Origin of the sequence: Bacillus sp. FSL K6-0255, from assembly GCF_045040725.1 — a bacterium.
Classification (GTDB): Bacteria; Bacillota; Bacilli; order Bacillales; family Bacillaceae; genus Bacillus; species Bacillus subtilis.
Map to the genome: position 1 here is coordinate 817,329 of NZ_CP150278.1, position 25,940 is coordinate 843,268.

24 protein-coding genes are annotated in these 25,940 nt (G+C 45.3%); 16 read left to right on the forward strand and 8 right to left on the reverse strand.

Annotation, left to right across the window (positions count from 1 at the left end; genetic code table 11):
- Positions 1 to 14: 14 nt before the first annotated feature.
- On the reverse strand, positions 15 to 4,403 hold the full coding sequence (locus MHB62_RS04145) for a multifunctional 2',3'-cyclic-nucleotide 2'-phosphodiesterase/3'-nucleotidase/5'-nucleotidase (protein WP_080287657.1): 4,389 nt from the start codon (positions 4,401 to 4,403) through the stop codon (positions 15 to 17).
- 242 nt (positions 4,404 to 4,645) lie between these two features.
- Here MHB62_RS04145 and yfkM point away from each other — a divergent pair, with 242 nt between their 5' ends.
- Complete coding sequence (gene yfkM, locus MHB62_RS04150; RefSeq protein ID WP_003233673.1) at positions 4,646 to 5,164, forward strand: general stress protein 18; 519 nt, start codon at positions 4,646 to 4,648, stop codon at positions 5,162 to 5,164.
- A gap of 39 nt (positions 5,165 to 5,203) precedes the next feature.
- On the opposite strand, the gene MHB62_RS04155 is transcribed toward yfkM, so the two are convergent.
- Complete coding sequence (locus MHB62_RS04155; protein ID WP_032723003.1) at positions 5,204 to 6,394, reverse strand: MFS transporter; 1,191 nt, start codon at positions 6,392 to 6,394, stop codon at positions 5,204 to 5,206.
- A 92-nt stretch (positions 6,395 to 6,486) separates the two neighbouring features.
- Positions 6,487 to 6,702, reverse strand: a complete 216-nt coding sequence (locus MHB62_RS04160; protein ID WP_032723004.1) for a DUF1128 domain-containing protein — start codon at positions 6,700 to 6,702, stop codon at positions 6,487 to 6,489.
- Positions 6,703 to 6,904: 202 nt separating this feature from the next.
- On the opposite strand from MHB62_RS04160, the gene yfkJ reads away from it, so the two are divergent.
- Genes yfkJ through MHB62_RS04175 form a run of 3 tightly spaced genes read left to right on the forward strand, consistent with a single transcriptional unit; the run spans position 6,905 to position 8,564 of the window.
- Positions 6,905 to 7,375, forward strand: coding sequence for a protein-tyrosine-phosphatase (yfkJ, locus tag MHB62_RS04165; protein WP_019712686.1), 471 nt, complete (start codon positions 6,905 to 6,907; stop codon positions 7,373 to 7,375).
- 17 nt (positions 7,376 to 7,392) lie between these two features.
- A complete protein-coding gene (locus MHB62_RS04170) occupies positions 7,393 to 7,713 on the forward strand; it encodes a hypothetical protein (protein ID WP_003233665.1) in 321 nt (106 codons plus the stop codon).
- Between the two features lie 23 nt (positions 7,714 to 7,736).
- Complete coding sequence (locus MHB62_RS04175; RefSeq protein WP_003233663.1) at positions 7,737 to 8,564, forward strand: YihY family inner membrane protein; 828 nt, start codon at positions 7,737 to 7,739, stop codon at positions 8,562 to 8,564.
- A 198-nt stretch (positions 8,565 to 8,762) separates the two neighbouring features.
- Here the strand turns inward: MHB62_RS04175 and MHB62_RS04180 are convergent, their stop codons facing one another.
- Entirely contained in the window at positions 8,763 to 9,938 is a 1,176-nt protein-coding gene (locus tag MHB62_RS04180) for an MFS transporter (protein ID WP_003233661.1), read from the reverse strand.
- Positions 9,939 to 10,105: 167 nt separating this feature from the next.
- On the opposite strand from MHB62_RS04180, the gene cax reads away from it, so the two are divergent.
- Positions 10,106 to 11,161 carry a calcium/proton exchanger gene (gene cax / locus MHB62_RS04185; protein WP_003233658.1) on the forward strand — a complete coding sequence of 352 codons (1,056 nt, stop codon included), beginning with the start codon at positions 10,106 to 10,108 and terminating at the stop codon, positions 11,159 to 11,161.
- A gap of 70 nt (positions 11,162 to 11,231) precedes the next feature.
- On the forward strand, positions 11,232 to 12,026 hold the full coding sequence (locus tag MHB62_RS04190) for a YfkD famly protein (protein WP_003233657.1): 795 nt from the start codon (positions 11,232 to 11,234) through the stop codon (positions 12,024 to 12,026).
- Positions 12,027 to 12,064: 38 nt separating this feature from the next.
- Here the strand turns inward: MHB62_RS04190 and mscC are convergent, their stop codons facing one another.
- Complete coding sequence (mscC, locus tag MHB62_RS04195; RefSeq protein ID WP_003233656.1) at positions 12,065 to 12,907, reverse strand: mechanosensitive ion channel protein MscC; 843 nt, start codon at positions 12,905 to 12,907, stop codon at positions 12,065 to 12,067.
- On the reverse strand, positions 12,908 to 14,029 hold the full coding sequence (yfkAB, locus tag MHB62_RS04200; RefSeq protein WP_003233655.1) for a radical SAM/CxCxxxxC motif protein YfkAB: 1,122 nt from the start codon (positions 14,027 to 14,029) through the stop codon (positions 12,908 to 12,910).
- A gap of 144 nt (positions 14,030 to 14,173) precedes the next feature.
- On the opposite strand from yfkAB, the gene MHB62_RS04205 reads away from it, so the two are divergent.
- Together MHB62_RS04205 and pdaA are read left to right on the forward strand one after the other, a co-directional pair.
- Positions 14,174 to 14,359, forward strand: a complete 186-nt coding sequence (locus MHB62_RS04205) for an SE1561 family protein (RefSeq protein ID WP_003223132.1) — start codon at positions 14,174 to 14,176, stop codon at positions 14,357 to 14,359.
- Positions 14,360 to 14,459: 100 nt separating this feature from the next.
- Positions 14,460 to 15,251, forward strand: a complete 792-nt coding sequence (gene pdaA, locus MHB62_RS04210; RefSeq protein ID WP_014479173.1) for a delta-lactam-biosynthetic de-N-acetylase — start codon at positions 14,460 to 14,462, stop codon at positions 15,249 to 15,251.
- A gap of 36 nt (positions 15,252 to 15,287) precedes the next feature.
- On the opposite strand, the gene MHB62_RS04215 is transcribed toward pdaA, so the two are convergent.
- Together MHB62_RS04215 and corA are read right to left on the reverse strand one after the other, a co-directional pair.
- Complete coding sequence (locus MHB62_RS04215; RefSeq protein ID WP_003233652.1) at positions 15,288 to 16,148, reverse strand: NAD(P)-dependent oxidoreductase; 861 nt, start codon at positions 16,146 to 16,148, stop codon at positions 15,288 to 15,290.
- A 98-nt stretch (positions 16,149 to 16,246) separates the two neighbouring features.
- A complete protein-coding gene (corA, locus tag MHB62_RS04220) occupies positions 16,247 to 17,206 on the reverse strand; it encodes a magnesium/cobalt transporter CorA (RefSeq protein ID WP_003233650.1) in 960 nt (319 codons plus the stop codon).
- Positions 17,207 to 17,324: 118 nt separating this feature from the next.
- Here corA and MHB62_RS04225 point away from each other — a divergent pair, with 118 nt between their 5' ends.
- The 8 genes from MHB62_RS04225 (at position 17,325) to acoB (ending at position 25,928) form a co-directional block, all read left to right on the forward strand.
- The gene (locus MHB62_RS04225) at positions 17,325 to 18,188 is read left to right on the forward strand and encodes a DNA-3-methyladenine glycosylase (RefSeq protein ID WP_003233646.1); all 864 of its coding nucleotides are present in this window, start codon (positions 17,325 to 17,327) and stop codon (positions 18,186 to 18,188) included.
- A gap of 113 nt (positions 18,189 to 18,301) precedes the next feature.
- Positions 18,302 to 19,702 carry a 23S rRNA (uracil(1939)-C(5))-methyltransferase RlmD gene (rlmD, locus tag MHB62_RS04230; RefSeq protein ID WP_003233644.1) on the forward strand — a complete coding sequence of 467 codons (1,401 nt, stop codon included), beginning with the start codon at positions 18,302 to 18,304 and terminating at the stop codon, positions 19,700 to 19,702.
- Between the two features lie 599 nt (positions 19,703 to 20,301).
- Positions 20,302 to 20,586 (forward strand): YfzA family protein, encoded by a 285-nt coding sequence (locus MHB62_RS04235; protein ID WP_015252550.1) that lies wholly within the window; start codon positions 20,302 to 20,304, stop codon positions 20,584 to 20,586.
- Positions 20,587 to 21,321: 735 nt separating this feature from the next.
- Positions 21,322 to 22,299 (forward strand): tRNA-dihydrouridine synthase, encoded by a 978-nt coding sequence (locus MHB62_RS04240; RefSeq protein WP_015715509.1) that lies wholly within the window; start codon positions 21,322 to 21,324, stop codon positions 22,297 to 22,299.
- A 192-nt stretch (positions 22,300 to 22,491) separates the two neighbouring features.
- Complete coding sequence (locus MHB62_RS04245; protein ID WP_019712688.1) at positions 22,492 to 22,944, forward strand: DUF6884 domain-containing protein; 453 nt, start codon at positions 22,492 to 22,494, stop codon at positions 22,942 to 22,944.
- 29 nt (positions 22,945 to 22,973) lie between these two features.
- Positions 22,974 to 23,663 (forward strand): hypothetical protein, encoded by a 690-nt coding sequence (locus MHB62_RS04250; RefSeq protein WP_003243897.1) that lies wholly within the window; start codon positions 22,974 to 22,976, stop codon positions 23,661 to 23,663.
- A gap of 231 nt (positions 23,664 to 23,894) precedes the next feature.
- Entirely contained in the window at positions 23,895 to 24,896 is a 1,002-nt protein-coding gene (gene acoA, locus MHB62_RS04255) for an acetoin:2,6-dichlorophenolindophenol oxidoreductase subunit alpha (protein ID WP_003242898.1), read from the forward strand.
- 3 nt (positions 24,897 to 24,899) lie between these two features.
- Positions 24,900 to 25,928 carry an acetoin:2,6-dichlorophenolindophenol oxidoreductase subunit beta gene (gene acoB / locus MHB62_RS04260; protein ID WP_003243124.1) on the forward strand — a complete coding sequence of 343 codons (1,029 nt, stop codon included), beginning with the start codon at positions 24,900 to 24,902 and terminating at the stop codon, positions 25,926 to 25,928.
- Positions 25,929 to 25,940 lie beyond the last annotated feature (12 nt).

A 25,940-nucleotide genomic window follows, 5' to 3' on the forward strand; every position in this document is an offset into this window, starting at 1 on the left:
GAGCAGCTCTTTTTTTATGCCTGATTCGCTCTATTCTGTTTTCTCCTCTGATGTAAGTACATTGCCGTTCCGAGGGCGCTGATAAGAAATCCGGCCAATAGGATCGAGTACATGGATGTGGCTGTGTCCGGAAGCAGGCCGCCAGCCGGACCGTCTGTTCCTGATCCGCCCGAACCGTTTCCTCCAGAGCCGTTAGTCGGTTGAGTGCCAGGAGGCGTATCATTTCCTCCGTTTCCGTCAGTTGGCTGTTTTCCGCCTGGTTTGTCGGAGCCTCCGCCATGATTGCCGTCATCACCGCCTGTCGGTTGGTCGGACGGGAATGCCGGCGGTTTGTTGTTCGAACCGGAATTTAAGATCGTGTATTCGCTGAAGTGGTTTGTATATCCTGTCACCATATCATCGTCAACTGATCCGTTATCTGTCTTTGTGAAAGCTTTCTTTTTCCTGTCGACGTGGTAAATGGCAGGGTTATGGGCTTCTTCAATATCAAACATGCGAAGCGAAAGCTGAACGGGCTCCTTGAATGATTTTATTTCCTTTCCTTTTTGCTTCACTGTAAAGTCATATACATCTGCCAGTGACACATCCAATTCTCCCGTCGACTTGATTCCGATTGCAGTGTCTGCGTTTTTAAGGTTCGCCATTGGCATTTTCATGCTGTACCAGTAGTTGAACACAGTCAATGAAGGATCTGATTCTCTTTCTTTCAAAAGTTTGACCTGATCTTTTTTCATTTTAAGATTGATAGGCTTCTCTTGAGATCCTTCATGTGTTCCATAATAGACAAACGGCGTGTTGGCATTTTTAGCGTAAATCGCAAATTTGTCTTCATCAAGTGTCCAGCTGCCGTCCTCCTGCTTTGTCGGCAGGAATACTTCTTTGATCCGTCCTTCAAGCTTAGGAGAGACCTTGTTTCCTAGTTTTTTCAGCTGTTCGGTGAAAATCTCATAATCAACGTAGCCAAGGTCTTCACCATGGGAGGCTTCTGTAAAGACAGAATATCCGTCTCCTCCGGCACCGACAAAATTATTTGTTGCCACGCGGTAGGTATCATCCGTATTTATAGCAACTTTGTCTCCGTTAGGCGATTCAATTTTCACTTCTAACACACGGTGTCCAGGTTCGTTGTTTAATGTAAAGGTATATTCGATTCCGGCCACCTGAGGGAAAGCGCCGCCGCCATTTTCCACATTGCTTAGGCCTTGTTCAAGGGCTTCTTTAATTTGTTTTCCGGTTAAATCGGCCACGTAAAGCGTATTGCCGAACGGCATCACGTTGAGCACCTCGCCGAGTGTGATATCACCTTTGTCAATGCCTGCTCTGATGCCGCCGCCATTTGTTATCGCTATTCTGGCGCCGGCTGCTTCTTTCGCTTTTGCCAGCATACCGTCCGCGATGAAGTTTCCGAGATTCGTTTCTTTCGTGCGCACATGCTCACGCTGGCCGTCAAGCGCCACATCCGTATAGCCGACTTTTTCATTTTTTACGTCTTCTAATTCACTTTTGAACTGATCAAGCTCTTGTTTTGCTTCTGCGTTTTCTTCTGTATGCTCATCAATTGGCAGCACGCTCAGATTTGATTTGTCTGTTTGCACAACGCCATTTTCATCAAACGCGACATCAACGCGCCCCAAGAATTGGCCGTATTCTTTTGCCTGTGCCACGATCGTCGGTTCTTCGTTGTTCACGACCTCCATTTTGTCTACGAGGGTGTGAGTGTGTCCGCCGATGATCAAATCAATGCCTTTTACTTTTTTGGCTAGCTCAAGATCCCGGTTATGCCCGATGTGGGTTAAAGCAATAATTTTATTTACCTGTTCTTCTTCTTGAATCGCTTTGACGGTGTTTTGTGCTGTTTCAAAGGCATCATTGAATACGATGCTTTTGCCCGGGCTTGATGTGGTGGCTGTATCTTCTGTTGTCAGGCCGAATACGGCGACTTTCTCCCCGTCAACGTCTAACAGAATGTAAGGGTGAATGCCGGCCTCTTTCTTTTCACCTGCCGTAAAGGTTTGCGGCTTTTTGACAAATGATTTCAGCTTGGGCTCATTTGACACATCTACGTTTGCACTGACAATCGGAAATTCCGGCGCTTCAAAGTGATAGCGGTTCGCCGGATCAACGGTTGCGCTGTTTCCGCTTAGAAAATCAGAAAGCACTGTCGGGCCTTTGTCAAATTCATGATTTCCGAAGGTCATGGCGTCATAGCCCATCATGTTCATCATTTTCAGATCGGCCAAACCGTTCCATTTTGTAAAATACAGATCGCCGGAAAACACATCTCCCGCATCAAGGAGAATGTTGTGATTTGTTTCGCTGCGTACTTCGTTGATTTTCGTCATTCGTCTTGCTGCATCATCGAGATGTGCGTGCGTATCATTGGTGTGCATGACGGTCAGGTCCCACAGTCCGTCTTTAGGAGGATCTGGATTTGAATCATCATCGAATTGCAGCTTATACACACCATAGCCTTCATTCGCAGACTTGCCTACATAAGCGACGTCGTCTGCTTTATCGGCAAATGGCTTGGCCAAAAGCGAGGATTCAAACGTCAGATTCGTGCCGGAAACAGGCGCGATTGACCAGTTGTTGTCTGCTTTTGGATTGACTGTTTTTTGTTCAATAATGTAATCCATCAGCACCTGCCTATTTTCAACTGCAGAGCCGTGGACAATTTTATCGCTCGTCAGATGAGGGAACCCGCCGCCTCCGGACGCACGATAGTTATTGGTGACTACGAGAAATTCCTGGCTTGGGCTGATCGGCTTGCCTTCATAGGAAAGATTGATGATACGGGATGAATCCGCATTGATCACTTTTCCGTTCTCATTGTATTTAGCCGGTTTTGTCACATCGACCTGATATGTGACACCGTCAATCACATCAAAATTATAGGAGCGGAAATTCTCGTTCAGCAAGGCCTGATCGCTGCCTTTGGCTGGATCAATTTGATTGAATTGGCCTGCTGACATCTCCAGCCAGTCCTTGACCTCGCTGCCTGTCAGCTTGACGATTTGAACAGTATTATCGTAAAGATACAAGTCACCGACATTTTTAATCGCAAGACCTCCGGCTGGAATGTTTGTATAGTAATTGGCTCCGTTTCTGCCGCCTGCTTTAAACGGCGCTCCAGCGGATAAAATCGGCAGGTTCTTGTACTCGGTATCCTTCATTTCTTTTTCGGCATACCATTTTTGCGCGTCAGTCACGATCTGAATGGAAGGATCATCTTTGACCTGTGCAAAGAAGCTGTTAATATCTGCTTCGGTTTTGCCGACTGGCTTTCGGACATACTCCAGTGTGTTTTGGTGTGTTTGCTGAATGGTGTTTGTAACGGTTTCGTTTCTTGATGTGACGTTGCCAGCAATAGATTCAATACTTCCTTTGGAATCTGCTACCTTCCATGAGCCGTCCGCCTTTTCAAGCTTGAGGTCAATCACGCCTAAATATTTGCCCCAGCTGCTTGGCATGACGACAGGAATGCCGTTAATTGTTCCCTTTTCCACGTCGAATTGAGCAACACCCGCATACTCCGCGGAAGGAAAGAGTCCGTGCTGATGGCCCGAGATAATCGCGTCAATGCCTTTCGTTTTAGTGGCAAGGTCAAACACGGCGTTTTCTGCACCTGATGATTGTGACTGCTTTTCAATGCCGGTGTGGGCGAGGGCAATAATGACATCTGTGCCTTCCGCCTTCATTTTCGGGATCGTTTCATTGGCGGATTCTACGATATCCTGCACCTGAACTTGCCCCTCGAGATTCTTTTTGTCCCATGTCATGATTTGCGGCGGGACAAAGCCTATGTAGCCGACTTTTACTTTCTGCTCATTACCGTTTTCATCAATGAGGGTTTTTTCATTAATCACATACGGCGTATAACGGTTTTCGCCGCTAGTTGTTTTGACGTTGGCATTTACAATCGGGAAATCGGCTCCTTTGATTGTGCCGTCGAGAAAGTCGAGCCCGTAGTTGAATTCATGATTGCCAAGCGTTCCGGCGTCGTATTTCAGCGCATTCATGACGCTGATAATCGGATGGGTTTTCGTGCCGGAGATAATGTCGTCTTTTTGATATTTCACCGCGTATTCACCCAGCGGATTCCCTTGAATCAAGTCGCCGTTATCCACAAGCAGGGTGTTAGGGTTTTGCTCGCGGTGCTTTTGGATCAATTGCGCTGTTCTCGCCAGACCGAAATCCGCCGTTTCTTTGTCGCTGTAGTAATCGTAATCCATCATGTTGGCATGAATATCAGTCGTAGCCAAAATACTCAGATGCACCTGAGGAGCCGCGCTTTCTTCTGCATGAATGGGTGGTGTTGGGAGGATTAGGCTAAGTATCATAATTGGGGGCAAAAGAATACGGAGAATGTTTTCGACGTGTGTTCGTCTTTTCTGTATTCTCACCAGTTCTCCACCTTTCAACGAAATTTGTGTTACAGCTCCTATTGTAAGAATATTTTGTAACTATTTGTAGGTGTTTCTTTATGATTATTGTAAAAGGGAGAAAAATGAGTATTATGTAGCAGTATCAAACGACAAATACTGGGCATTTATGCTTATCGTTTGTCACAATCGCGGAATGTTTATTTTAGTGTGGCTGGGGTAGAGTGTTTTATGTAGACATCTAAAGCGGGAGGTTATGAATCATGGGGAAAAAAATTGCAGTTGTTTTAACAGATTATTTTGAGGACAGCGAGTACACTGAGCCTGCGAAAGCCTTTAAAGAAGCGGGACATGAACTGACTGTCATCGAAAATGAAAAAGGAAAAACAGTAAAAGGCAAGCAGGGAAAAGCGGAAGTGACGGTTGACGCGTCCATTGACGACGTAAATCCTTCAGACTTTGATGCGCTTTTGATTCCCGGAGGATTTTCACCAGACCAGCTTCGCGCTGACGATCGTTTCGTCCAATTTACAAAAGCGTTTATGACTGACAAAAAGCCGGTATTCGCCATTTGCCACGGCCCGCAGCTTTTAATCAATGCGAAAGCGCTCGACGGCCGAAAAGCGACGGGCTATACGTCCATTCGTGTTGACATGGAAAACGCCGGTGCCGACGTTGTGGACAAGGAAGTGGTTGTTTGCCAGGATCAATTGGTCACTAGCCGCACACCGGACGATATACCGGCATTTAACCGCGAGTCATTGGCATTGCTTGAGAAATAAGAAAAAACGGACGCTCTTGGGCGTCCGTTTTTTTGTTGCTTAGGCTTGAGCACCTGTCAGTTTCTTGTACCTGTAATACAAGAAAGCAGCTGCAGCCGTTCCGATGACCGCAATGCCGAAGTCGAATATGAAAATATGGGCGATGCCCCCCGCTTTTGCGATAAGCCCTGTTGCAATCGGCAGCAGAATCGATGCAAGGCTTGAAGCGGTCGCTACAATTCCGGTAACGGTTCCTTTTCGCTTCCAGAAAAGCTCTGTCATTAACGTAATGGTAATTTGAAACACACCCGCAGTTGAAAAGCCTAAGAAAAAGGCAGTGATGTTCAGCACAACTGGGATATGAACGGTTAGCATGACTGCGAGCGTACATAAAGTAATAATAGGATATAAGAGCGTTATGAAGACAGGTTTGACCCATCTGTTCAGCAAAACGGCTAATAATAAAACAGATGCCAGAGATCCTATACTATAATAGCTCAGCAATTGTACAGATGCTGATTCAGCTAAACCGGCTGCCTTTTGCGCGTAGCTCGGGAGCCAGATTTGAGAAACCGTAAATAAAGCCGTGGATGTAAAACCGATGATAATCAGTGCAGTGCCTTCTTTCTGAAAAACGGGTTCAGACAAGAAAACGGGAGATTCCTGTTGGCCGCTATTAGTTGGTTTCTTATGTTTTTTAGGAAACGAAAGTGTTGATAAATAAATAATATTCAGGAGATAGACCGTTGCCGGCAGATAAAAAGCAAATCCGTAAAACATGCTGTGGTCTGCTAAAAATGTGATCAAAAGCGGCAAAAGTGCGGCCCCGACAGACATAAAGGCTTTGACCAAGACATTCGCCGAACCGGAAGCAGACGGAAAGAGCTCGGTTAGGGCCGGATATGTTCCGGCATCCATCGCTGAATTTGCGACTCCGGCTAATAAGGCGAACACAAACGCCAGCTCATAGCTCGGTGATAAAGGAATACCGACTAAAAAGACGGCCATAATTCCCGCAGAAGCGACAACAAGCGGCTTTCTGCCGATTTTATCTGATAGAACGCCGGAAATGCCGTATGTCAGCAGTTTGCCAAACCCGATAGCGGCAATGACATAACTGATGCCGGTCGGATCGGTATTCCACTGTTTTGTTAATGAAGACATATTGGATGCGAGAATGATGTTGACCATCCCCAGAAAGAAGTAGTTGATATACATTCCGGATGCTGTTTTGATAGATGTCGTTTGCATGCTTGTACTCCTTCAAATCTTATTCGAACACTTTGCTGTTTTGGTTTGGGGAAATGATAAAAAAGACTCGCCGAGTTTCCGGCCAGTCTCCATTATTTACGAAGCGAGGCTAATTCTTGAGCAATCGCCTGCATTTCACTTGGGCTGAATGATTCTTTTCTCATCACCATTCTGTGAAGGTACGTGAGGTCTTCAATCTTCTCATCACTGAAATCCTCCGCTTTGATTACGCCGACGTTCAGCATGTTCAGCTTTTGGGAAATCTCTTCAATCATTTGAGTTAATGTTTCTGTATTTGGGCTGGACAAAGGGTTCCATCCTTTCTATGCGCAATATAGGTATGTTTTATTCTAACAGAATTCCATCAGAAAAAAACCCTATTCTAAAAGCAGGCTGTTCATTCCAAAAAAGTGAAGACATCAGTTGAAAAGAAAATGAACATCCTACTAAGATATTCATGAAGGTTTCTTTTTAGAGAAATAGGGGCAAAGAATAGGGAGGTTGGACAACATGATAAGCGTGTTATTTGTTTGTTTAGGAAACATTTGCCGGTCTCCGATGGCGGAAGCGATTTTTCGGGACCTTGCAGCCAAAAAAGGATTAGAGGAGAAAATCAAGGCGGACTCAGCGGGAATCGGCGGCTGGCACATCGGCAATCCGCCGCATGAGGGAACGCAGGAGATATTGCGCAGAGAAGGAATCAGTTTTGATGGCATGCTGGCGCGTCAAGTCAGCGAACAGGATCTTGCCGATTTTGATTACATCATTGCAATGGATGCAGAAAATATCGGAAGTCTCAGAAGCATGGCGGGATTTAAAAACACCTCACATATCAAAAGGCTTTTGGACTATGTTGAAGATTCAGATCTTGCCGACGTTCCCGATCCTTACTACACAGGGAATTTTGAAGAAGTCTGCCAATTAATCAAATCGGGCTGTGAGCATCTGCTTGCGTCTATTCAAAAAGAAAAACAATTGTGAGTGAAAGGAGAATTTGCATGAACAACGAACGTTTAATGCTGAAAGGGATATTTCTCGGAGCTGCGGCAGGTGCGGCGTTATCACTGCTCCATAAGCCGACAAGACAGGCGTGCGGCATGAGATGGCTGACATGCAAGCATAAACTTTCACTGTATAAAAGCAATCCGGAGCTGTTAAAAAACACTGTTATCACAAAAGTGGATGAGGCCAAAAAGCTCGCCCAAACGCTTTCAAAGGAAGTCGACTTTGTGAACCAGCAGGTGAAAGAGCTGAAGAAAACAACGCCGCAAGTGATGGAACTCGTGCAAGAAACGAAAGAGCATTTTTCAAAAAAATGATCAAACATGCGAGGTGAGACGACATGAGTTTTTTGAAAGAGCTTTTCAGCAGATACACCCTTCATGAAGGACAAAGTAAATCAGCGGAGCTGGCGTATTTTTTTCTATTGTCACTGTTTCCGTTTTTGATTTTTATGCTGACGCTCACCGCGTATCTTCCGCTTTCTACCGATGATGTTTTAGGAGTCATAGAACAATATGCTCCCGCCAGTGCGATGTCTCTCGTTGAATCCATTACCCATCAAACCTTAAATAATCGAAATGGCGGTTTGCTGTCATTCGGGATTATCGCCGCATTATGGTCTGCGTCTAATGGAATGAACGCGATCGTCCGGTCGCTAAACCACGCGTATGATGTGGAAGAAAACCGCTCTTTTATCATTGTTCGTCTAACCTCGATTTTTTTGACGATTGCCATGGTATTTACGATTTTAGTGGCTTTGCTTCTGCCGGTATTTGGCCGGGAGATTGGAAGGCTCGCTTCTGACTTTGTCGGTGCGTCGGATCTGTTTTTATCCGTCTGGGCCGCCATTCGCTGGGGTGTCAGCCCGCTTGTGCTTTTGATTGTTTTTTCCGCGCTGTATGTGATTGCGCCGAACAAAAAGCTGTCTCTCCGGTTTGTCATGCCGGGTGCGGTCTTTGCGACTATCGGCTGGATCATTGTCAGCACATTGTTTTCATTTTACGTCAGCACGTTTGCGAACTATAGCGCCACTTACGGGAGCATCGGGGGAATCATCGTTCTGATGATTTGGTTTTACTTGAGCGGCATTTTAATTATCCTAGGCGGAGAAATCAACGCTCTTTTACATAAACGTAAAAAGCTTCCTGATGAAAATCCCTACCAATAGCGCACCCTATAAACGAACTTCGGTTCAAAAAGAAGTCGGGGGGATATCGTGATGACCAAGCATACGAAAAAAGGCGGAAGCCATAACAAACAAAATTCGAAAAGCAAATCGAGCCATAAAACAAGCGGAAGCGCCAACGGACAAAACGGCTACCATTAGCATAAAAGCCTCCTGACATGATGTCGGGAGGCTTTTTGATTAAGAAGATGAAGAATAGGTTTCAGCCGGTGACCAGCTTTTCGGTTTGCCCAGCACAAGGGCCAGCCACACAGCGCTAAGCGTGAGAGTAATGAAGTAGAACAAGTTTGCGCTTTCAAATGTCTGCATATACCAGCCGCCGGCAACCGGGCCGAGGATGCTGCCGAGACTGAATGTAATGCCGCAAAGCAGGTTTCCCGCCGGCAGGAGGTGAGGCGGGAGAAGATCTGTCATATAGCTGATGCCAAGTGTAAAGGTTGATCCGACTGCCATTCCTGCAATAAAAAAGCAGCCGCCGATCACGTAAGGCGAAGGAAATACACCGGCGATGAAAAAGCAAAGAGCCCCAGTCAGCAAAATCACCAGCAGCACATTCCGCCTGCCGTATCTATCGCTGAGGATGCCGAGCGGAAACTGAAAGATAATGCTTCCAATCGCAAATGCGGGAAGGATGATCGCTACTGCGTCTACTGATATCCCCAAACGGAGCGCGTACACCGGAAAGCTTCCGTTCAGCGCCGTTTCCAGAAAGCCATAGCCAAATGTAGGCATAAAGGCAACCCACCCAAACAACATGGCCTGATAAAATCGCCTGAAACTATTGTCTGATTTGGTTTCATGAGGACTGGTTTCCGGGTATGCATTTTGTAGAAAGAAAACAAAAAGCCACGCAAACAGACTGATGCAGCCGGACACGATAAAAGGAAGCGACGGACTCAGTTTGACAAGCGGCACCATGAACGGGCCTGCGGCAAAGCCAAGGCCAAAGGAAAGCCCATAAATAGACAGGTTTCTTCCGCGATTTTGTTTTGATGACATGGAGGTCACCCACGTTTGCGTAGAAAAGTGAAGCATGTGGTCGCCGATTCCAATGAACAGGCGAAGCAGGAACCAAACCCAAACTGACTGAAGCCAAATAAATCCGAATAAGCTTAAAATGACAATGCTTCCGCCCATGACGATCAGTGGCTTGAACCCGAGCTTTCTGAGCGGCGCTTCCATAAACGGCGAAGCCAAAAGCACACCGATATACAGCCCGGTCGCGTGCAGGCCGTTGATAGCAGCGGATTCTCCATTTGTTTCAAAAATGATTGAAATGACAGGCAGTAGCATGCCTTGTGAAAACCCGGAAATGGATACGAGCAAGACAAGGATAAAGAAATGAAATCGTGACATCGTGTCAGTTCTCCTTATGTGGAATCTATGTTGATCGTACAATGTTTTCCAAAAGCAGGCAACCTGAAAAAAGCCTATATCACGCTATACATTTGCCCTCGTGTAATCATGAAGGTTTTTGTGAAGAATAAAAATAAAACAAGTCATAAAAAAGGAGCTATTTCACCATGAATCGTATCTTTTTTATTTTAGTGGCGGCCGGTGTTCCGCTTTCTGTGATTGGCAGTTTGATGCATTGGCCTTCCGCGGTTCTATTTGCAGTTTATTGCGTGACGATTATCGCGCTTGCAAGCTATATGGGGAGGGCGACAGAATCACTGTCCATCATTGCAGGACCGCGTATCGGCGGTTTGTTGAATGCAACCTTCGGGAATGCGGTGGAGCTGATTATTTCCCTTTTTGCATTAAAAGAAGGCCTGACAGGAATCGTGCTTGCCTCTTTAACCGGTTCAGTGCTGGGGAACCTGCTGCTGGTAGCGGGCCTATCGTTTTTTGTCGGCGGTTTAAAATATAAGCGGCAGGAATTTAATATCCATGATGCCCGCCATAACTCCGGGCTTCTGATTTTTGCCATCATTGTCGCCTTTGTGATTCCGGAGGTATTCTCTGTTGGTATGGGAAACGCCAGCAAGCTCAATTTAAGCATCGGCATCAGCATCATTATGATTCTGTTGTATGTGGCGGCGCTGTACTTTAAACTTGTCACGCATCGGGGCGTTTATCAGCCGAATAATGCCGCTCAGTCTGAAGAAGAGGAAGAGCCGGAATGGTCAGGGAAGGTTGCGACGATTGTCTTGTTTGCGGCAACGATTGTGGTTGCATACATATCCGAAAACCTGGTCCATACCTTTCACTCGGTTGCTGAACAGTTCGGGTGGAGCGAGCTGTTTATCGGGGTCATCATCGTGGCGATTGTAGGAAATGCGGCGGAGCACGCGTCAGCGATTATTATGGCCTTCAAAAATAAAATGGACATTGCGGTTGAAATTGCAGTCGGCTCTACGCTGCAGATCGCTATGTTTGTCGCACCGGTTCTCGTCATCTGTTCTATCTTTTTTCCGACAAGCATGCCGCTTGTATTTACATTGCCGGAGCTCGTCGCGATGGTATCAGCGGTTCTCTTGATGATCGCGATTTCGAATGACGGGGATTCCAACTGGTTTGAAGGGGCGACACTGCTTGCTGCATATGTCATTATGGCGATCGGCTTTTTCCTTCTTTAACCTGAAAAAATGATGGATAACAACAAAGCGGGATGAAAAGACTAAGGGAAAATGCCATAGAAAGAGTGATATGATGAAAAAGCTATTTCATTCCACACTTATCGTGTTGTTATTCTTTAGTTTTTTCGGTGTTCAGCCCATCCACGCGAAAAAGCAGTTTAAGGTTCCTAATTCTGTCGCAAGCATTTCAAAGGAAAACACGTATCCGAATGCTTCACAGGATCAGCCAATGCTTCAGCCGAGCAAGCTGGCAAAGGAATTGCTCGATCATTCTGAGGTGAAGATTGAAAATCCGCATCTCATCAAAATGCTGAATGAATCCAACATATCCGGCACACCGCTTGCAGTAGGGTACCGGGCGACAATATTTCTCGGGAAATGGGCGCTCGGCTATGAATCAAATGAAACAGTCGCAAACTGGGAATATAAAAAAATCAATACAAACCGTGCGGATAACCGCGGCGGGAAAGAAACGGCTGAAATGCATTATGCCCAGGAACAGCAGTACAGAGTGAAGGGCGGCCTCACAGCTAAAGTTCCAAATGCTGAAGATGTCAAAAGCATGATGATGCAAAAAGCAATGAAGAAAACGAACCTTCCGCTTGCATTTGAGACGGTCATCGGGGCTGGCACAAAACGGGATCAGATTTATAAAGTCGCTCCTAAAAAAATCGGTTATTTACATGCATATGCACCGGCTGTGAATGAAAAAGGAAAAGTGACTTACGGAGAAGTGTACTTAGTGCTGAAAGGAAATAAACGAAAACTCGTCGTGAAAAATGTCACGTCACAGGGCATCGGCGCGTGGATTCCGGTTCAAGATCATGTCACATTTGGCTTTCAGCTTTCCTCACTGCCAAGATAAATAAAAAACTGATTCCAACTCGGAATCAGTTTTTTTGTTTATTGGGTTCTCTCGATTCGGACCGCTTCCTCAAGCATTTGCACATTGTTTTGGTAGAGCTGGCGAACGAGAACCCGTCTGACTGCAAGGCTGGCACTGAAATAATCATCATCTTTCACCATGCCTTTAACCGTAAATTCGACGCCGCGATTGATTTTATTCAATGCGGTGATGCCGTGGATTTGAAACGGTTCTGTCGGATTGCCGAATTCATCCCGCTTCAATGAATCACGAAGCTCTTCATTCAGCATGTCACATGCCTCTTCCAACACGCTGTACACGCGGTCCGGATCTTCTTTAAAGCTGATAAGAAAGGATTCGGTAATCCGCATAAAATCAATATTATAGTTCTCTATTTGTCTGACCTCGCCGTTGCTGATGGTGAGCAGCTTCCCGCTCCATTCCCGGATTTGCAGCGAGCGGAGGCCGATTTCCTCCACTGTCCCGTTGAACAAGTTGTTGACGGTGACATAATCGCCTTTGTGCAGCTGGCGTTCATATATTAAGAACACACCAGCCAGCACATCTTTGATCAGCGATTGGGCGCCAAAACCGATCACGATACCTGCTACGCCCGCCCCGGCCAATATCTTGCCGAAATCATGCACAAATAAAGAAATAACGTAAAAGATAAAACCAATTGTCGCCGTATACTGGGTGACAGAACGGACAAGGCTTTCAATCGTTTTTTCCTTTTTTTCTTCAATAAAATCCGTCCGTTTAAAAAATAGCTGTACCAGCCGGTTGATGATAAAGACACTGATCCAAAGGATAACGGCAACGAGGAGAATATCGACGATTTTATTTTGAAAAACCTCCGTAAGTGTTTCTTTCATCCGCATCTAACTCCTGGCTTGACGTTTTGTGAAGTCTGTATCCTGATAATAACTGTTTTTGACAAGAACATTCGGTCCGAGGCACCGGACATTCGGGCAGTGGCAACTTAGTTCTTTCGCAAGCTTGGTCTCTCTCCACTTTTCATAGGCAGAAGGGAGGCTGTCCGTCTGAATGTTGCCAAGCGGCGGGGTATCACCGAAATCGGTCACGATAATGTTTCCGTCGAAAATGTTCACATTCAGGCGGGATCGGCCGTCAGGGTCATTTCGCACTGTGACGTTTTTCGCCGCGCGAAGCCGGCGAAGCAGCTTTTGGTCGTCTTCGTCCGGACTGCAGGCATAAAACGGCAGCGTTCCGAACAGCATCCACGTATTTTCATCACGAATATCCAGCAAGCGGTGAATGGCCTGTCTCATCTCTTTCAGGCTGAGGGATTCAAGAGCGCTTGCGAAATCGCTTGGGTACATTGGGTGGACCTCGTGACGCTGACATTTCATATCTTCTGTGATTTGGCGGTGAATATGCTCAATATGCGGAAGAGTTCGTTTGTTCAGCATCGTTTCCGCAGATACCATTACTCCGGCATCCACGAGCGTGCGGCTGTTTTCGATCATTTTTTCAAAATAGCGCGCGCGCTGTTCGAAGGTCGGTTTTCTGTCCATCATGGCAAAGCCGATTTCAGCAAAATCTTCAACTGTACCCCAGTTATGAGAAATATGTAGTACATCGAGATACGGAATGATCCATTCGTACCGCTCGATGTCGAGGGTCAGATTTGAATTAATTTGTGTCCGCACACCCCGTTCATGGGCATATTTCAATAAAGGAACAACATATTCTTTTACTGATTTCAACGAAAGCATCGGCTCTCCGCCTGTGATGCTGATGGATCTGAGGCGCGGGATTTCCTCCAGCCGTTTTAACAGAAGATCTATTGGCAGAGCATTCGGGTCTTTAGGCTGCAATGTATAGCCTACAGCACAATGCTCGCATCTCATATTGCACAGTGTCGTCGTTGTGAATTCAACGTTTGTCAGCTGCATGTCTCCGTATTGGTCAACATCCATATAGGCTTCCCAAGGGTCAAACTCGGGCGTAATCGGACGCAGCTTCGTGTTTTGTGTCATGACTATCTAACTCCTTTATAAATGGGCATACTAACGCTGCCAACAGTTAATTTTAGACCTGATTTGCCAAGATCGCAAGTAGCGCGGCGATTGAAAAACGGCAAAAAATGAGCTACCATAATAAAAAATGAATGGAGGAACAGAATGGGGAACGCCGTAAACAATAAAGATCAGCAGATTGATTATTTAAAGAACAGACTTGACATGTTTATGAACGTCATCGATTCATTAGACCCTGAAGCAACCGACGTTGAAGATATAGACAGGCTTATCAGTATGCTTGATGACCTGGAAGCCAAATACGAACGTTTTAAAAAAGATTGGGAATAAAACCGCGTGCCCGCCGCGGTTTTTTTATTGGCATAAAGCAACAGTATAAAACAAAGCCCCTATCTGTAAAATAAGAAAAAATGCAGAAGGAGCGCTGGCCATGAAGTGGATGTGTTCAATATGCTGCGCCGCCGTATTGCTTGCCGGAGGTGCAGCACAGGCGGAAGCGGTGCCGAATGAGCCGATTAATTGGGGCTTTAAACGAAGTGTCAATCATCAGCCGCCAGATGCCGGGAAGCAGCTGAACAGTTTGATTGAAAAATATGACGCGTTTTATTTAGGGAATACAAAGGAAAAAACGATTTACTTAACGTTTGATAACGGATATGAAAATGGCTATACGCCAAAAGTGCTTGATGTCTTAAAAAAACATCGCGTAACAGGAACGTTTTTTGTCACCGGGCATTTCGTAAAGGACCAGCCTCAGCTGATTAAACGAATGTCAGATGAGGGCCATATTATCGGCAACCATTCCTTTCACCATCCGGATTTAACGACAAAAACAGCTGATCAGATTCAGGATGAGCTTGATTCAGTCAACGAAGAGGTTTATAAAATTACGGGAAAGCAGGACAACCTGTACTTGCGCCCGCCGCGCGGCGTGTTTAGTGAGTACGTACTGAAAGAAACGAAACGCCTCGGCTATCAAACCGTTTTCTGGTCAGTCGCTTTTGTTGATTGGAAAATCAATAACCAGAAGGGGAAGAAATATGCCTACGATCATATGATCAAGCAGGCGCACCCGGGAGCTATTTACCTGCTTCACACTGTATCAAGGGACAATGCTGAAGCACTGGATGATGCGATCACAGACCTGAAAAAACAAGGCTACACTTTTAAAAGCATTGATGATCTGATGTTTGAGAAAGAAATGAAGATGCCGTCCTTGTAATGAGAAAAGCCTCTCCTGAAACGGAGAGGCTTTTCTTTATTTTATACATTTAATCAGTGCGGCCCAATCCAGATCTCCGAAGCCTTGTTCAATCCCGCTTTCAAAATGGCTCTTGGCCAGCTCGGCAAGAGGAAGATTTGCAGAAACCTGTTTTGCGGCGGCGAGTGCCAGGTTGGTATCCTTCAGCCCTAATGACATTTTGAAACCGGCCGGCTCAAATTTCTGCTCGGCCATGATGGTTCCGTAATTTTGGTAGACAGGGGAGCCGAAAAGCGCGCTGGCAATTTCTAAAAATTGTTTTTGTTCTAAGCCGTATTTCTCCATCATTAAGAAAGATTCAGATAACGCCTCCAGCATAGACACGAGTAAGAAATTGATGCTGATTTTCGCTGCATTTGCTATCTTGCTTTCTTCGCCGACGTCAAATATCTGCTGGCTCAGGCTGTCGAGCAGAGGCTTGGCAGCTTGCTTTGCTTCCGCCGGTCCGGCTGTTATGATACGGAGCGCGGCTTTGGCTGCGGCATCCGGTCTGCCAAGGACAGGAGCGGCGAGAAAAAATTGTCCTTTCTCTGCATGAGCCGCTGCGAGCTTTTCTGAGAACTCAACACTGATTGTGCTCATCGAGATGTGAATGCCGTTCTCTGCTAATCCTTCAAGCAGCCCGTCTTCTCCGAATGTCACGGTGCTGACAGAATCATCATCTGCAAGCATTGTGATGACAATATCAGCGGATTTTGCCGCCAGCCGCGGCGTATCAGCTGCCTGTGCGCCTTCTGTGACAAGGTCTTCTGTCTTTTGTTTCGTCCGGTTATAGACAGTCAATTCGTAGCCTGCTTGAAGAACATTTCGGGCAATGGGCTGTCCCATATTGCCGAGTCCGATGACAGCAATTTTCAATCTAATCACTCCCTGAATATTTTTTCCATTATAAACAATATGAACAGAATATGCATAGCGATCGGCTTACAACAAAAAAGAACAGCTGCTCGCTGTCCTCATTTAAAAATATTGAACCATCCTTTATGTACAAACCAAATCAGCATTCCAATCACAAGCGCGGCCATCAGGCCAAGTACAGCGAAATATCCGTATTTCCAATGCAGTTCCGGCATAAAGTCGAAGTTCATACCGTATACACCGGCAATAAAGGTGAGCGGGATGAAAATGGTTGATACGATCGTCAGTGTCATCATAATCGCATTCATCCGGTTTGAGTTTAGCGTCACGTAGCTGTCACGCAAGTCGGACGTCATGTCACGGTTGGATTCCACAATTTCAGACAACTTTAACAAATGATCATATATGTCGCTGAAGTAGGCTTTCGTTTCCCGCTGCTCTTTCACATGGTCAAGGCTTAAAATCCGATAGAGCAAATCACGCATCGGGATAATCGTCCGTCTCAAATGCAATAGGTCTGTTCTGAGATCAAACACCTCATTCATCAGCGTTCCATACGTTTTGTGGGGACGGCTTTCTTCAATTTCATTCAGCCGGTCTTCGATTTTATACACGAGAGGAAAATATTCATCAACAAGCTGATCCATGATCATATAAGAAATATGCCCGGGTCCTTTTTTCAATATGTCCGGTGAAGCATACAAACGCTCCCGGACTTTAGCGATACCGGGCGTTTCGTGTAAATGAAAGGTGACGACAAATTTTTCGCCTTGAAAGATATCGACTTCCTCCGTCTCAAGTGTTTCCTTATTCAGCGCATGAATCACGTAAAAACGATAGCCGTCATAATGGTCAAGCTTCGGCCGCTGCATATGCTGGAAGCAATCCTCAATGGCAAGCGGGTGAAAATGAAAAAAATCTCTCAATAACGCCGTTTCCGTATCCTCCGGGCCGTAAAAATCAACCCAGTACCATGCAATATCAGGCTGTTCCACTCGTTCGATCGGTATATTTTTCAGCAGCTGATGCTCTGTTGTGATTGCGGTAATGTTGATCATAAACAACCCTCCACCTGCCATTATATCATGCGGTCTTTATGAGAAAAGTATACGGTACTCTCTGCCTAATTCAAGCGGCATGTTATACTGAACAAAAACGGAAAAAAGGGTGGATCTCATGTGGAAGGAAAAAGTATCTGTCACGCCTCCGTATCATTTTGACCGCGTGCTGGACAGGCTGTCTTTAGACCCCCTCAATGCTGTTGATCGAGAGGCGAGGGAAGTCCGTGTGCCAATCAGAAATCAAGCGGGGGACGTATGTATTGTAAAGGTACAGGCGTTAGGCCATGCGGGCGAGCCTGAGTTCCTCGTCAGCGGGGAAACGGATCAGGGAGAAATGATGAAGGAAATCAAGCGGATTTTTCAATGGGAAAATCATTTGCAGCACGTTCTGGATCATTTTTCAAAAACGAGCCTGTCCGCCATTTTTGAAGAGCATGCCGGGACGCCGCTTGTTCTGGACTACAGCGTGTACAACTGCATGATGAAATGCATTATCCACCAGCAGCTTAATCTTTCCTTCGCTTACACGCTAACAGAACGGTTTGTTCATGCGTTTGGCGAGCAGAAGGATGGCGTGTGGTGCTATCCAAAGCCGGAAACGATTGCGGAACTCGATTATCAGGATCTGCGTGATCTGCAATTCAGCATGAGAAAAGCGGAATACACCATTGATACATCAAGGATGATCGCAGAAGGCACACTCAGCTTGTCAGAGCTGCCGCATATGGCGGATGAAGACATTATGAAGAAACTGATCAAAATCAGGGGTATCGGCCCGTGGACCGTGCAAAACGTCCTCATGTTCGGACTTGGCCGTCCCAATTTATTCCCGCTTGCCGATATCGGCCTCCAGAATGCCATCAAACGCCACTTTCAGCTGGACGATAAGCCGGCAAAGGATGTCATGCTGGCGATGAGCAAGGAGTGGGAGCCTTATTTAAGCTATGCGTCTTTGTATTTGTGGAGGAGTATAGAATAATTCGTCTGACAATGAAGGAAATCCTGCAAACGTGTTATACTAGAAAGATGTGAAAAAACCATTTCACTTTCTGCCATCCGCAGAAAGCTTCATATAGAAACGGAGAGAACAACGTGAACCAACAAAAGAAACAGGCGCCCGTCGAACTGAAGGTCGGACAAACTTTTCCGCTGACGATTAAGCGTCTCGGCATTAACGGAGAAGGTGTTGGCTATTTTAAGAAAAAAGTCGTCTTCGTGCCCGGCGCGCTTCCTGGCGAAGAAGTTGTTGTGCAGGCCACAAAGGTCCAGCCGAAGTTTTCGGAGGGCCGCATTAAGAAAATCCGCAAGGCATCTGAGCACCGGGTGGCACCGCCTTGCCCTGTTTATGAACAATGCGGCGGCTGTCAGCTTCAGCACCTTGCATACAGCCAGCAGCTTCGGGAAAAACGCGATATCGTCATTCAGTCTCTTGAACGCCATACGAAGTTTAAAGTTGAAAACATGGAAATCAAAGAAACGATCGGCATGGACAACCCGTGGAATTACCGCAATAAAAGCCAATTCCAGATCGGGCGCTCGCAAAGCGGCAGCATCATCGCCGGCTTATACGGCCTTGATTCTCATGACATCGTTCCGATTAAAGACTGTATCGTTCAGCATCCGGCAACGAACAAAACAACAGGCATCGTCCGCCGCATTTTAGAGGACTTCAATGTGTCTGTTTATAATGAAAGAAAACGAAAAGGCGACGTTCGCACGATCGTGACGAGAGTCGGCTTTGAAACAGGCGAAGTGCAGGTCGTGCTTGTAACCGCAAAAGAAACGCTTCCGCACAAGGAAGAAATCGTCAAAGCGATTCAAAAGCGATTGCCAGAGGTCAAATCCATTATTCAGAATGTAAACGGGGCGAAAACTTCAGTGATTTTTGGCGAGAAAACAAAACAGCTCGCCGGAAAAACAGTAATTCAAGAAGTGCTGGGCGACGTATCTTTTGAATTGAGCGCCCGCGCTTTCTTCCAGCTCAATCCGGAACAGACCGTCAAGCTGTATGATGAAGTGAAAAAAGCGGCGCAGCTGACCGGAAAAGAAAAAGTCGTTGATGCGTATTGCGGCGTCGGCACTATCGGCATGTGGGTGGCGGACGGAGCAAAGGAAGTCCGCGGCATGGACGTCATCAAGGAATCAATTGACGATGCTAAGAAAAACGCCAAAAAACACGGCATGGCAAATGCCACATACGTAACAGGAACAGCCGAGCACTGGCTCCCGAAATGGACGAAAGAAGGCTTCCGCCCGGACGTCGTCATTGTAGACCCGCCAAGAACGGGCTGTGACAGCACGTTCTTGGACACGATCAAAAAAGTCAAACCGAAACGCTTTGTCTACGTTTCCTGCAATCCATCCACGCTTGCGAAAGATTTGCAGACGCTTTCGAAGGACTATCGCGTGGACTATATTCAGCCTGTCGATATGTTTCCGCAGACGGCGCATGTTGAAGCAGTGGCGAGGCTTGTATTAAAATCGTCCAACTAAAATAAACAATACCTAATCAGACCTGGATTTCGGTAAAATAAACAATTCCGATTTCCAGGTCTTTTTCATGTGCAGCCCTTGTCCTAACTGTCTTTTCTCAATTTTATCTTCCTTCTCATTCTCGGAGATCTTTATTTTAACTGGCGAAAAGAATTGAAAAAACGTGTTGAAAAGCAGGTGAAAAAAAGCGTTATTTAACCGGAAAAATATCCTCCCAGTATGTTTAAAATACATGAGTAGAATGATGTAAAATCATAGATGTATTTTCATAATTTGTAAAATTATATATTGACTTGCAGTTATTATGTGTGAAATATTGATGATAGGAATATAAGGAAAGTATGGCGTATATCATTTCAAGAGTCATTCGATGTAAAAAGTTGAAACATTGTAATTAAATGAAAGAGGTGAAAATGATGGCCAACCCCATTTTAAAATGAATAACGTATGAGCACTACAACAATTAAATAATAGTGCCGACGATAACAACTATTACAGTAATACCTACAATGGTTATATCCTTGCGACAATCATGCTTCATAATAATTTAGATTGACACTTGGCTAAAAAGTATTGCAGAGAAGGAAATGGATAACTAAATGGATAAAGTATATAAAAAACGACCGTTATATAAAAGAAGTTGGTTTCAAACATTTTTGGCATTTTTAGTATCTCAGCTTTATTTTAATTTTGTAGAATTAACGGGATGGGGTCCTAAGTATAGAGAAATGAATGGATTCCCAGCAAACATAGTTGAACTAGATTTCTTTCAAACATATCTTTCATTCTATGATAATCCATGGTTTAATATTATTACTGTTTTCTTGGGAGTTTTCACTATTATACAAATAATTACAGGGGTAACAAAGGATATTCGAAATTAAAGCAATAACTTTTGATGCCTTATTTAATGATGAAAGAAAATGAACACTTTCTTAATTATCTTATGAGTGAAGACTGCGACACTTAGTCAGCAGTCTATTTTATGGTTCTGGATCAGGATTACCGAATTATAACCCTATACAAATATATAGTAGGTTGCCACTTGCTGCGTTGGTTATTTTCTAAATCATGAGCAAATCCCAAATGATTCAGATTGAAGTTCTTGAATTCTTTTAAATAAGGATTTATTTTCTCTTCTCATCCTCTTTACTCCATGTGATTCACAAGTGGTAGCAGCTTAAGTAGAGTTTTTTTTATTCTCTTGAGTACTCAGTTATACCACCCCCAACTCAATTTGCTTTATCTCTATTAGTTTTTCCGCAAATATGATATAGAGATACGGATATGGTGTAGTGTTAAATATCTTATCTTCAATAACAGGGCAATTATTTTGCGTTGGTAATATGGAGAACTCATATGATATTCTATTTAGGTTGGAATCCTTTTTATCCAAAAGTTCAAAAGTAAGGCCACTAAGAAAGACGAAGGTCAGCGCGAGTTAACCACAATATAAAAAATAGGGTAGATAATTATCCCACGTGAAATGTTCAAAATTTACTATAGATTGATAAGAAATGCTTTCGCATGCGATAAGTGTAAAAAGAAGCATGGTCAGTTTTTTAATATTGAGATACAGGTCTAGCTGTATCCTCTAATGAAAGGATTTGATTTTTGTTATGACAGAAAATTTCTGGCGTGAATTGCCACGGCCATTTTTTGTACTGGCACCAATGGAAGATGTGACAGATGTTGTTTTCCGGCATGTAGTAAGTGAAGCAGGCAGACCGGATGTGTTTTTTACAGAGTTCACAAACTCAGAGAGCTATTGCCACCCGGATGGGAAGGATAGCGTGCGCGGCCGTTTGACTTTTACAGAGGATGAACAGCCAATTGTGGCCCATATATGGGGAGATAAGCCTGAAAACTTCCGTAAAATGAGTATTGGCATGGCAGAGTTAGGATTTAAAGGACTAGATATCAATATGGGCTGTCCTGTGCCTAATGTGACACAGAACGGTAAGGGAAGCGGTCTTATCCGCCGGCCGGAAGTTGCAGCAGAGTTAATACAAGCAGCAAAAGCAGGGGGATTGCCCGTAAGCGTAAAAACAAGACTTGGTTTCACGGATGTAGACGAATGGCGCGAGTGGCTGACACACATACTGAAACAGGATATTGCCAATCTTTCTATTCATCTGCGCACAAGAGCAGAAATGAGCAAAGTAGATGCGCATTGGGAACTCATCCCGGAGATTAAGAAACTTCGTGACGAGGTGGCACCAGATACATTGTTAACAATAAACGGGGATATCCCTGACCGCCAAACTGGCTTGAAACTTGCTGAACAATACGGTGTTGATGGAATTATGATTGGGCGTGGTATTTTTACAAATCCATTTGCCTTTGAAAAGGAGCCGAAAGAGCATAGCAGCAAGGAATTGCTTGATCTCTTAAGGCTGCATCTGGATCTTCATGATAAATATTCAGCATTAGAAGCCCGTCCGTACAAGCCTCTTCCTCGCTTTTTCAAAATTTATCTCCGCGGGTTCCGAGGGGCAAGTGAATTAAGAAATCAATGCATGAACACAAAGTCAACAGATGAAGTGCGTGCATTGCTCGACGACTTTGAGAGAAAGTATCTTGATGGGATAGAGTAACTGCAGTGCTTGATTCAAAAAAGGCTAACAAAATAAAGGGATTTTTACACAATTCTTGACTAAAATACCTGGATTTTCGGTAAATCCGGGTCTTTTTTGTACGCAGCTTTACTCAGCCTGTCTTTTCTCTAATTTATTGTAAGAAAATAATGGTATATTTAGTGGAGATATCTTATAAAGGGGGAGAGAAAAATGAAACGGCTATGCATCATCCCCTGCGGCAAGAAAAAAATCTGGGACGTCCAGCCTGATGCCGGGCCGGTAAGAGCAGAGGACGCTTATCTCAGCCCGTTTCATCAGGCGTGCGAGCGGTATGCGAAAGCATTTTTCGATGAGTGGGTGATTTTGTCGGCGAAGCATGGCTTTCTTCGCCCTAGTGATCTCGTTTCGGGAAATTACGATGTCACTTTTGGCACCGGTCATCCGGAAATCATGACAGCGGACGAGCTAGGCCGTCAATTTCACGAAAAAGGCTTTTCTGATATCGAAGAGCTAGTCATGCTTGGCGGAAAAAAATATCGAAGCATTCTAAACGCCGTCATCGGAGAACACCAGCATATCAGCTGGCCGCTATCATCATACAAAGGCATAGGCTACATGCTCCAAGCGCTGAACCGGGCTGTTGAAGAAAAGCATGAACTGTAGCACGTACATATGAGGAAAAGAGTGGGAACATGAAAAAACTTGTGTTTGGCTTGCTTGCCATTGTGTTATTCGGATGCGGACTATATATCTATCATGTATGGTTCGGTGATCCATTTTCGAAAAATGCTGCAGAACAGAAGCTAGTGTCTTATGTGAAACAAACCTATCCTAAGAAAGAAATCAAGATCACGAATGGGGTATATAACGCTAAAACGTCTGAATATGTATTTGAAGCAACCTCCCAATCTCATCGCTACCCAATGTGTACGAAGGGATTTCTGCATCCTAAAGTAACGTGCGATGGAATTGAAGAAGCGTATACCGAATCAGTAGCAAAACATGTAAATGAAGAAGCAACGAAGGCAATCGAAGCAGATCTGAAAAAAGCGGTTCCTCGATTTATAAAAGCTGATGCTGCTTTGAGTATCGAAAACGGACAGTTCACGTTAGATACAAAATGGAACAAAAAGCTGGCTGAAAAAGCGCCTATGAGCATGACGATTCAGTTAGACGCCAGCGGGTTATCAAAAACAGATGCCGCAAAGATGGCGGAAACGGTCAGAAAAACGCTTAATGAAAAGGGATATACATACTCAAACGGCACGATAGACTGTATGCAGAAGGACGGGGACGGCGGTATTGGATATGTCAAATATTCAATTGATTTTCTTTCAAAAGCAGCTATTCAGTCAAACGATGCAGAGGAACTAGGAAGTTAAAAAGATTTCCAAGGAAATAAATACGTCGATCATTGTCAAAGGCCGGGTGATATCCGGTCTTTTTTTTGCATGCTGTAAAACGAGACAAATGAATCAGTTTGAGACAAAACGAGACACACGTCTCAAACTGTCTCCAAAGTGAAGATGAGAAGACTGATTTTACGGGCTCAAAAGACTGGCACACTTCTTGCATTTATAATGGTGAACCCTAAATAGAAGGAGGCGCACAAAATGAAATTGTTAAAACGAGAAGGCTTGTCATTAACTGAGGAAAAAGCGCTGTGGATGTACCAAAAGATGCTGGAGATCAGGGGCTTTGAAGACAAAGTGCATGAACTGTTCGCCCAGGGAGTGCTTCCCGGATTCGTTCATTTATATGCCGGTGAGGAAGCCGTGGCTGTAGGGGTGTGCGCTCATTTACATGATGGCGACAGCATTACAAGCACCCACAGGGGACATGGACATTGTATCGCCAAAGGCTGTGACCTGGACGGCATGATGGCGGAAATTTTCGGGAAAGCGACCGGATTGTGCAAAGGCAAGGGCGGTTCTATGCACATTGCGGATCTTGATAAAGGCATGTTAGGCGCAAATGGAATCGTCGGGGGCGGCTTTACGCTCGCATGCGGATCAGCGCTCACGGCTAAATATAAACAGACTAAAAATGTAAGCGTTTGCTTTTTCGGGGACGGGGCAAATAACCAAGGTACCTTCCACGAAGGGCTGAATTTAGCGGCTGTATGGAACCTTCCTGTCGTATTTGTTGCTGAAAACAACGGCTATGGCGAAGCTACCCCATTTGAGTACGCATCAGCCTGTGATTCAATCGCCGATCGGGCGGCTGCTTATAACATGCCGGGGGTTACAGTTGACGGCAAAGATATTTTAGCAGTTTACCAGGCAGCCGAGGAAGCGATAGAAAGAGCAAGAAACGGCGGCGGCCCGTCTTTGATTGAATGTATGACCTACAGAAACTACGGCCATTTCGAAGGAGATGCCCAAACCTATAAAACGAAGGATGAAAGAGTTGAGCACCTTGAAGAAAAAGATGCCATTCAAGGTTTTAAAAACTACCTTTTAAAAGAAACAGATGCTAATAAGCTGTCAGACATTGAACAGCGTGTCAGCGAATCGATTGAAAAAGCCGTCTCGTTCAGCGAAGACAGCCCATATCCAAAAGATTCGGAGCTGCTGACAGATGTGTATGTGTCATATGAAAAAGGAGGAATGTAAGAGATGGCGAGAGTCATAAGCATGTCAGACGCGATCAATGAAGCAATGAAGCTTGCGATGAGAAAAGACGAAAATGTGCTTTTGATCGGTGAGGATGTCGCCGGGGGAGCGGCGGTCGATCATTTGCAGGATGATGAAGCATGGGGCGGTGTATTAGGGGTCACAAAGGGACTCGTACAGGAATTCGGGCGTACAAGAGTGCTGGACACTCCGATTTCTGAGGCAGGCTATATGGGAGCGGCTATGGCTGCGGCATCAACCGGTTTGAGACCGATTGCCGAGCTGATGTTTAACGATTTTATCGGCACGTGCTTTGATCAGGTGATCAACCAAGGGGCGAAATTCCGTTATATGTTCGGCGGAAAAGCGCAAGTGCCGATTACCGTCCGCACCACATACGGAGCAGGGTTCCGGGCCGCTGCCCAGCATTCACAATCGCTGTATGGCCTTTTCACGAGCATCCCTGGACTGAAGACAGTTGTTCCATCCAATCCGTATGATGCCAAAGGTCTTTTGCTTGCAGCAATAGAAGATAATGATCCGGTGTTTTTCTTTGAAGACAAAACGTCCTACAACATGAAGGGCGAGGTGCCGGAAGATTATTATACAATTCCCCTCGGAAAAGCGGATATCAAACGCGAAGGCAATGATGTTACGCTCTTTGCAGTCGGCAAGCAGGTCAATACTGCGCTTGAAGCGGCTGCACAGCTTTCAGAGAGGGGCATCGAAGCCGAGGTCCTTGATCCCCGCAGTCTGTCTCCTCTGGATGAGGATGCGATTTTCACATCGTTAGAAAAAACAAACCGGCTGATCATCATTGATGAAGCCAATCCGCGATGCAGCATTGCCACGGATATTGCTGCGCTTGTCGCTGACAAGGGCTTTGATTTGCTTGATGCGCCGATTAAACGGATTACAGCGCCGCATACACCGGTTCCGTTTTCACCAGTGCTTGAAGATCAATATTTGCCGACACCAGATAAAATTGTCAGCGTCACGCTTGAATTGCTTGGCGAGCCGGCATTGAATTAAAGGGGGGACACA

Bases quoted from the DNA above. Each gene is read 5' to 3' on its own strand.
- mscC (WP_003233656.1), bottom strand. From the start codon at position 12,907: ATGCGGATGAAAGAAACACTTACGGAGGTTTTTCAAAATAAAATCGTC.
- MHB62_RS04235 (WP_015252550.1), top strand. From the start codon at position 20,302: ATGGATAAAGTATATAAAAAACGACCGTTATATAAAAGAAGTTGGTTT.
- MHB62_RS04190 (WP_003233657.1), top strand. From the start codon at position 11,232: ATGATGAAAAAGCTATTTCATTCCACACTTATCGTGTTGTTATTCTTT.
- MHB62_RS04250 (WP_003243897.1), top strand. From the start codon at position 22,974: ATGAAAAAACTTGTGTTTGGCTTGCTTGCCATTGTGTTATTCGGATGC.
- MHB62_RS04245 (WP_019712688.1), top strand. From the start codon at position 22,492: ATGAAACGGCTATGCATCATCCCCTGCGGCAAGAAAAAAATCTGGGAC.
- corA (WP_003233650.1), bottom strand. From the start codon at position 17,206: ATGATCAACATTACCGCAATCACAACAGAGCATCAGCTGCTGAAAAAT.
- MHB62_RS04205 (WP_003223132.1), top strand. From the start codon at position 14,174: ATGGGGAACGCCGTAAACAATAAAGATCAGCAGATTGATTATTTAAAG.
- MHB62_RS04240 (WP_015715509.1), top strand. From the start codon at position 21,322: ATGACAGAAAATTTCTGGCGTGAATTGCCACGGCCATTTTTTGTACTG.
- MHB62_RS04180 (WP_003233661.1), bottom strand. From the start codon at position 9,938: ATGTCACGATTTCATTTCTTTATCCTTGTCTTGCTCGTATCCATTTCC.
- MHB62_RS04155 (WP_032723003.1), bottom strand. From the start codon at position 6,394: ATGCAAACGACATCTATCAAAACAGCATCCGGAATGTATATCAACTAC.
- acoB (WP_003243124.1), top strand. From the start codon at position 24,900: ATGGCGAGAGTCATAAGCATGTCAGACGCGATCAATGAAGCAATGAAG.
- MHB62_RS04225 (WP_003233646.1), top strand. From the start codon at position 17,325: ATGTGGAAGGAAAAAGTATCTGTCACGCCTCCGTATCATTTTGACCGC.
- pdaA (WP_014479173.1), top strand. From the start codon at position 14,460: ATGAAGTGGATGTGTTCAATATGCTGCGCCGCCGTATTGCTTGCCGGA.
- MHB62_RS04170 (WP_003233665.1), top strand. From the start codon at position 7,393: ATGAACAACGAACGTTTAATGCTGAAAGGGATATTTCTCGGAGCTGCG.
- cax (WP_003233658.1), top strand. From the start codon at position 10,106: ATGAATCGTATCTTTTTTATTTTAGTGGCGGCCGGTGTTCCGCTTTCT.
- yfkJ (WP_019712686.1), top strand. From the start codon at position 6,905: ATGATAAGCGTGTTATTTGTTTGTTTAGGAAACATTTGCCGGTCTCCG.
- yfkM (WP_003233673.1), top strand. From the start codon at position 4,646: ATGGGGAAAAAAATTGCAGTTGTTTTAACAGATTATTTTGAGGACAGC.
- acoA (WP_003242898.1), top strand. From the start codon at position 23,895: ATGAAATTGTTAAAACGAGAAGGCTTGTCATTAACTGAGGAAAAAGCG.
- MHB62_RS04175 (WP_003233663.1), top strand. From the start codon at position 7,737: ATGAGTTTTTTGAAAGAGCTTTTCAGCAGATACACCCTTCATGAAGGA.
- yfkAB (WP_003233655.1), bottom strand. From the start codon at position 14,029: ATGACACAAAACACGAAGCTGCGTCCGATTACGCCCGAGTTTGACCCT.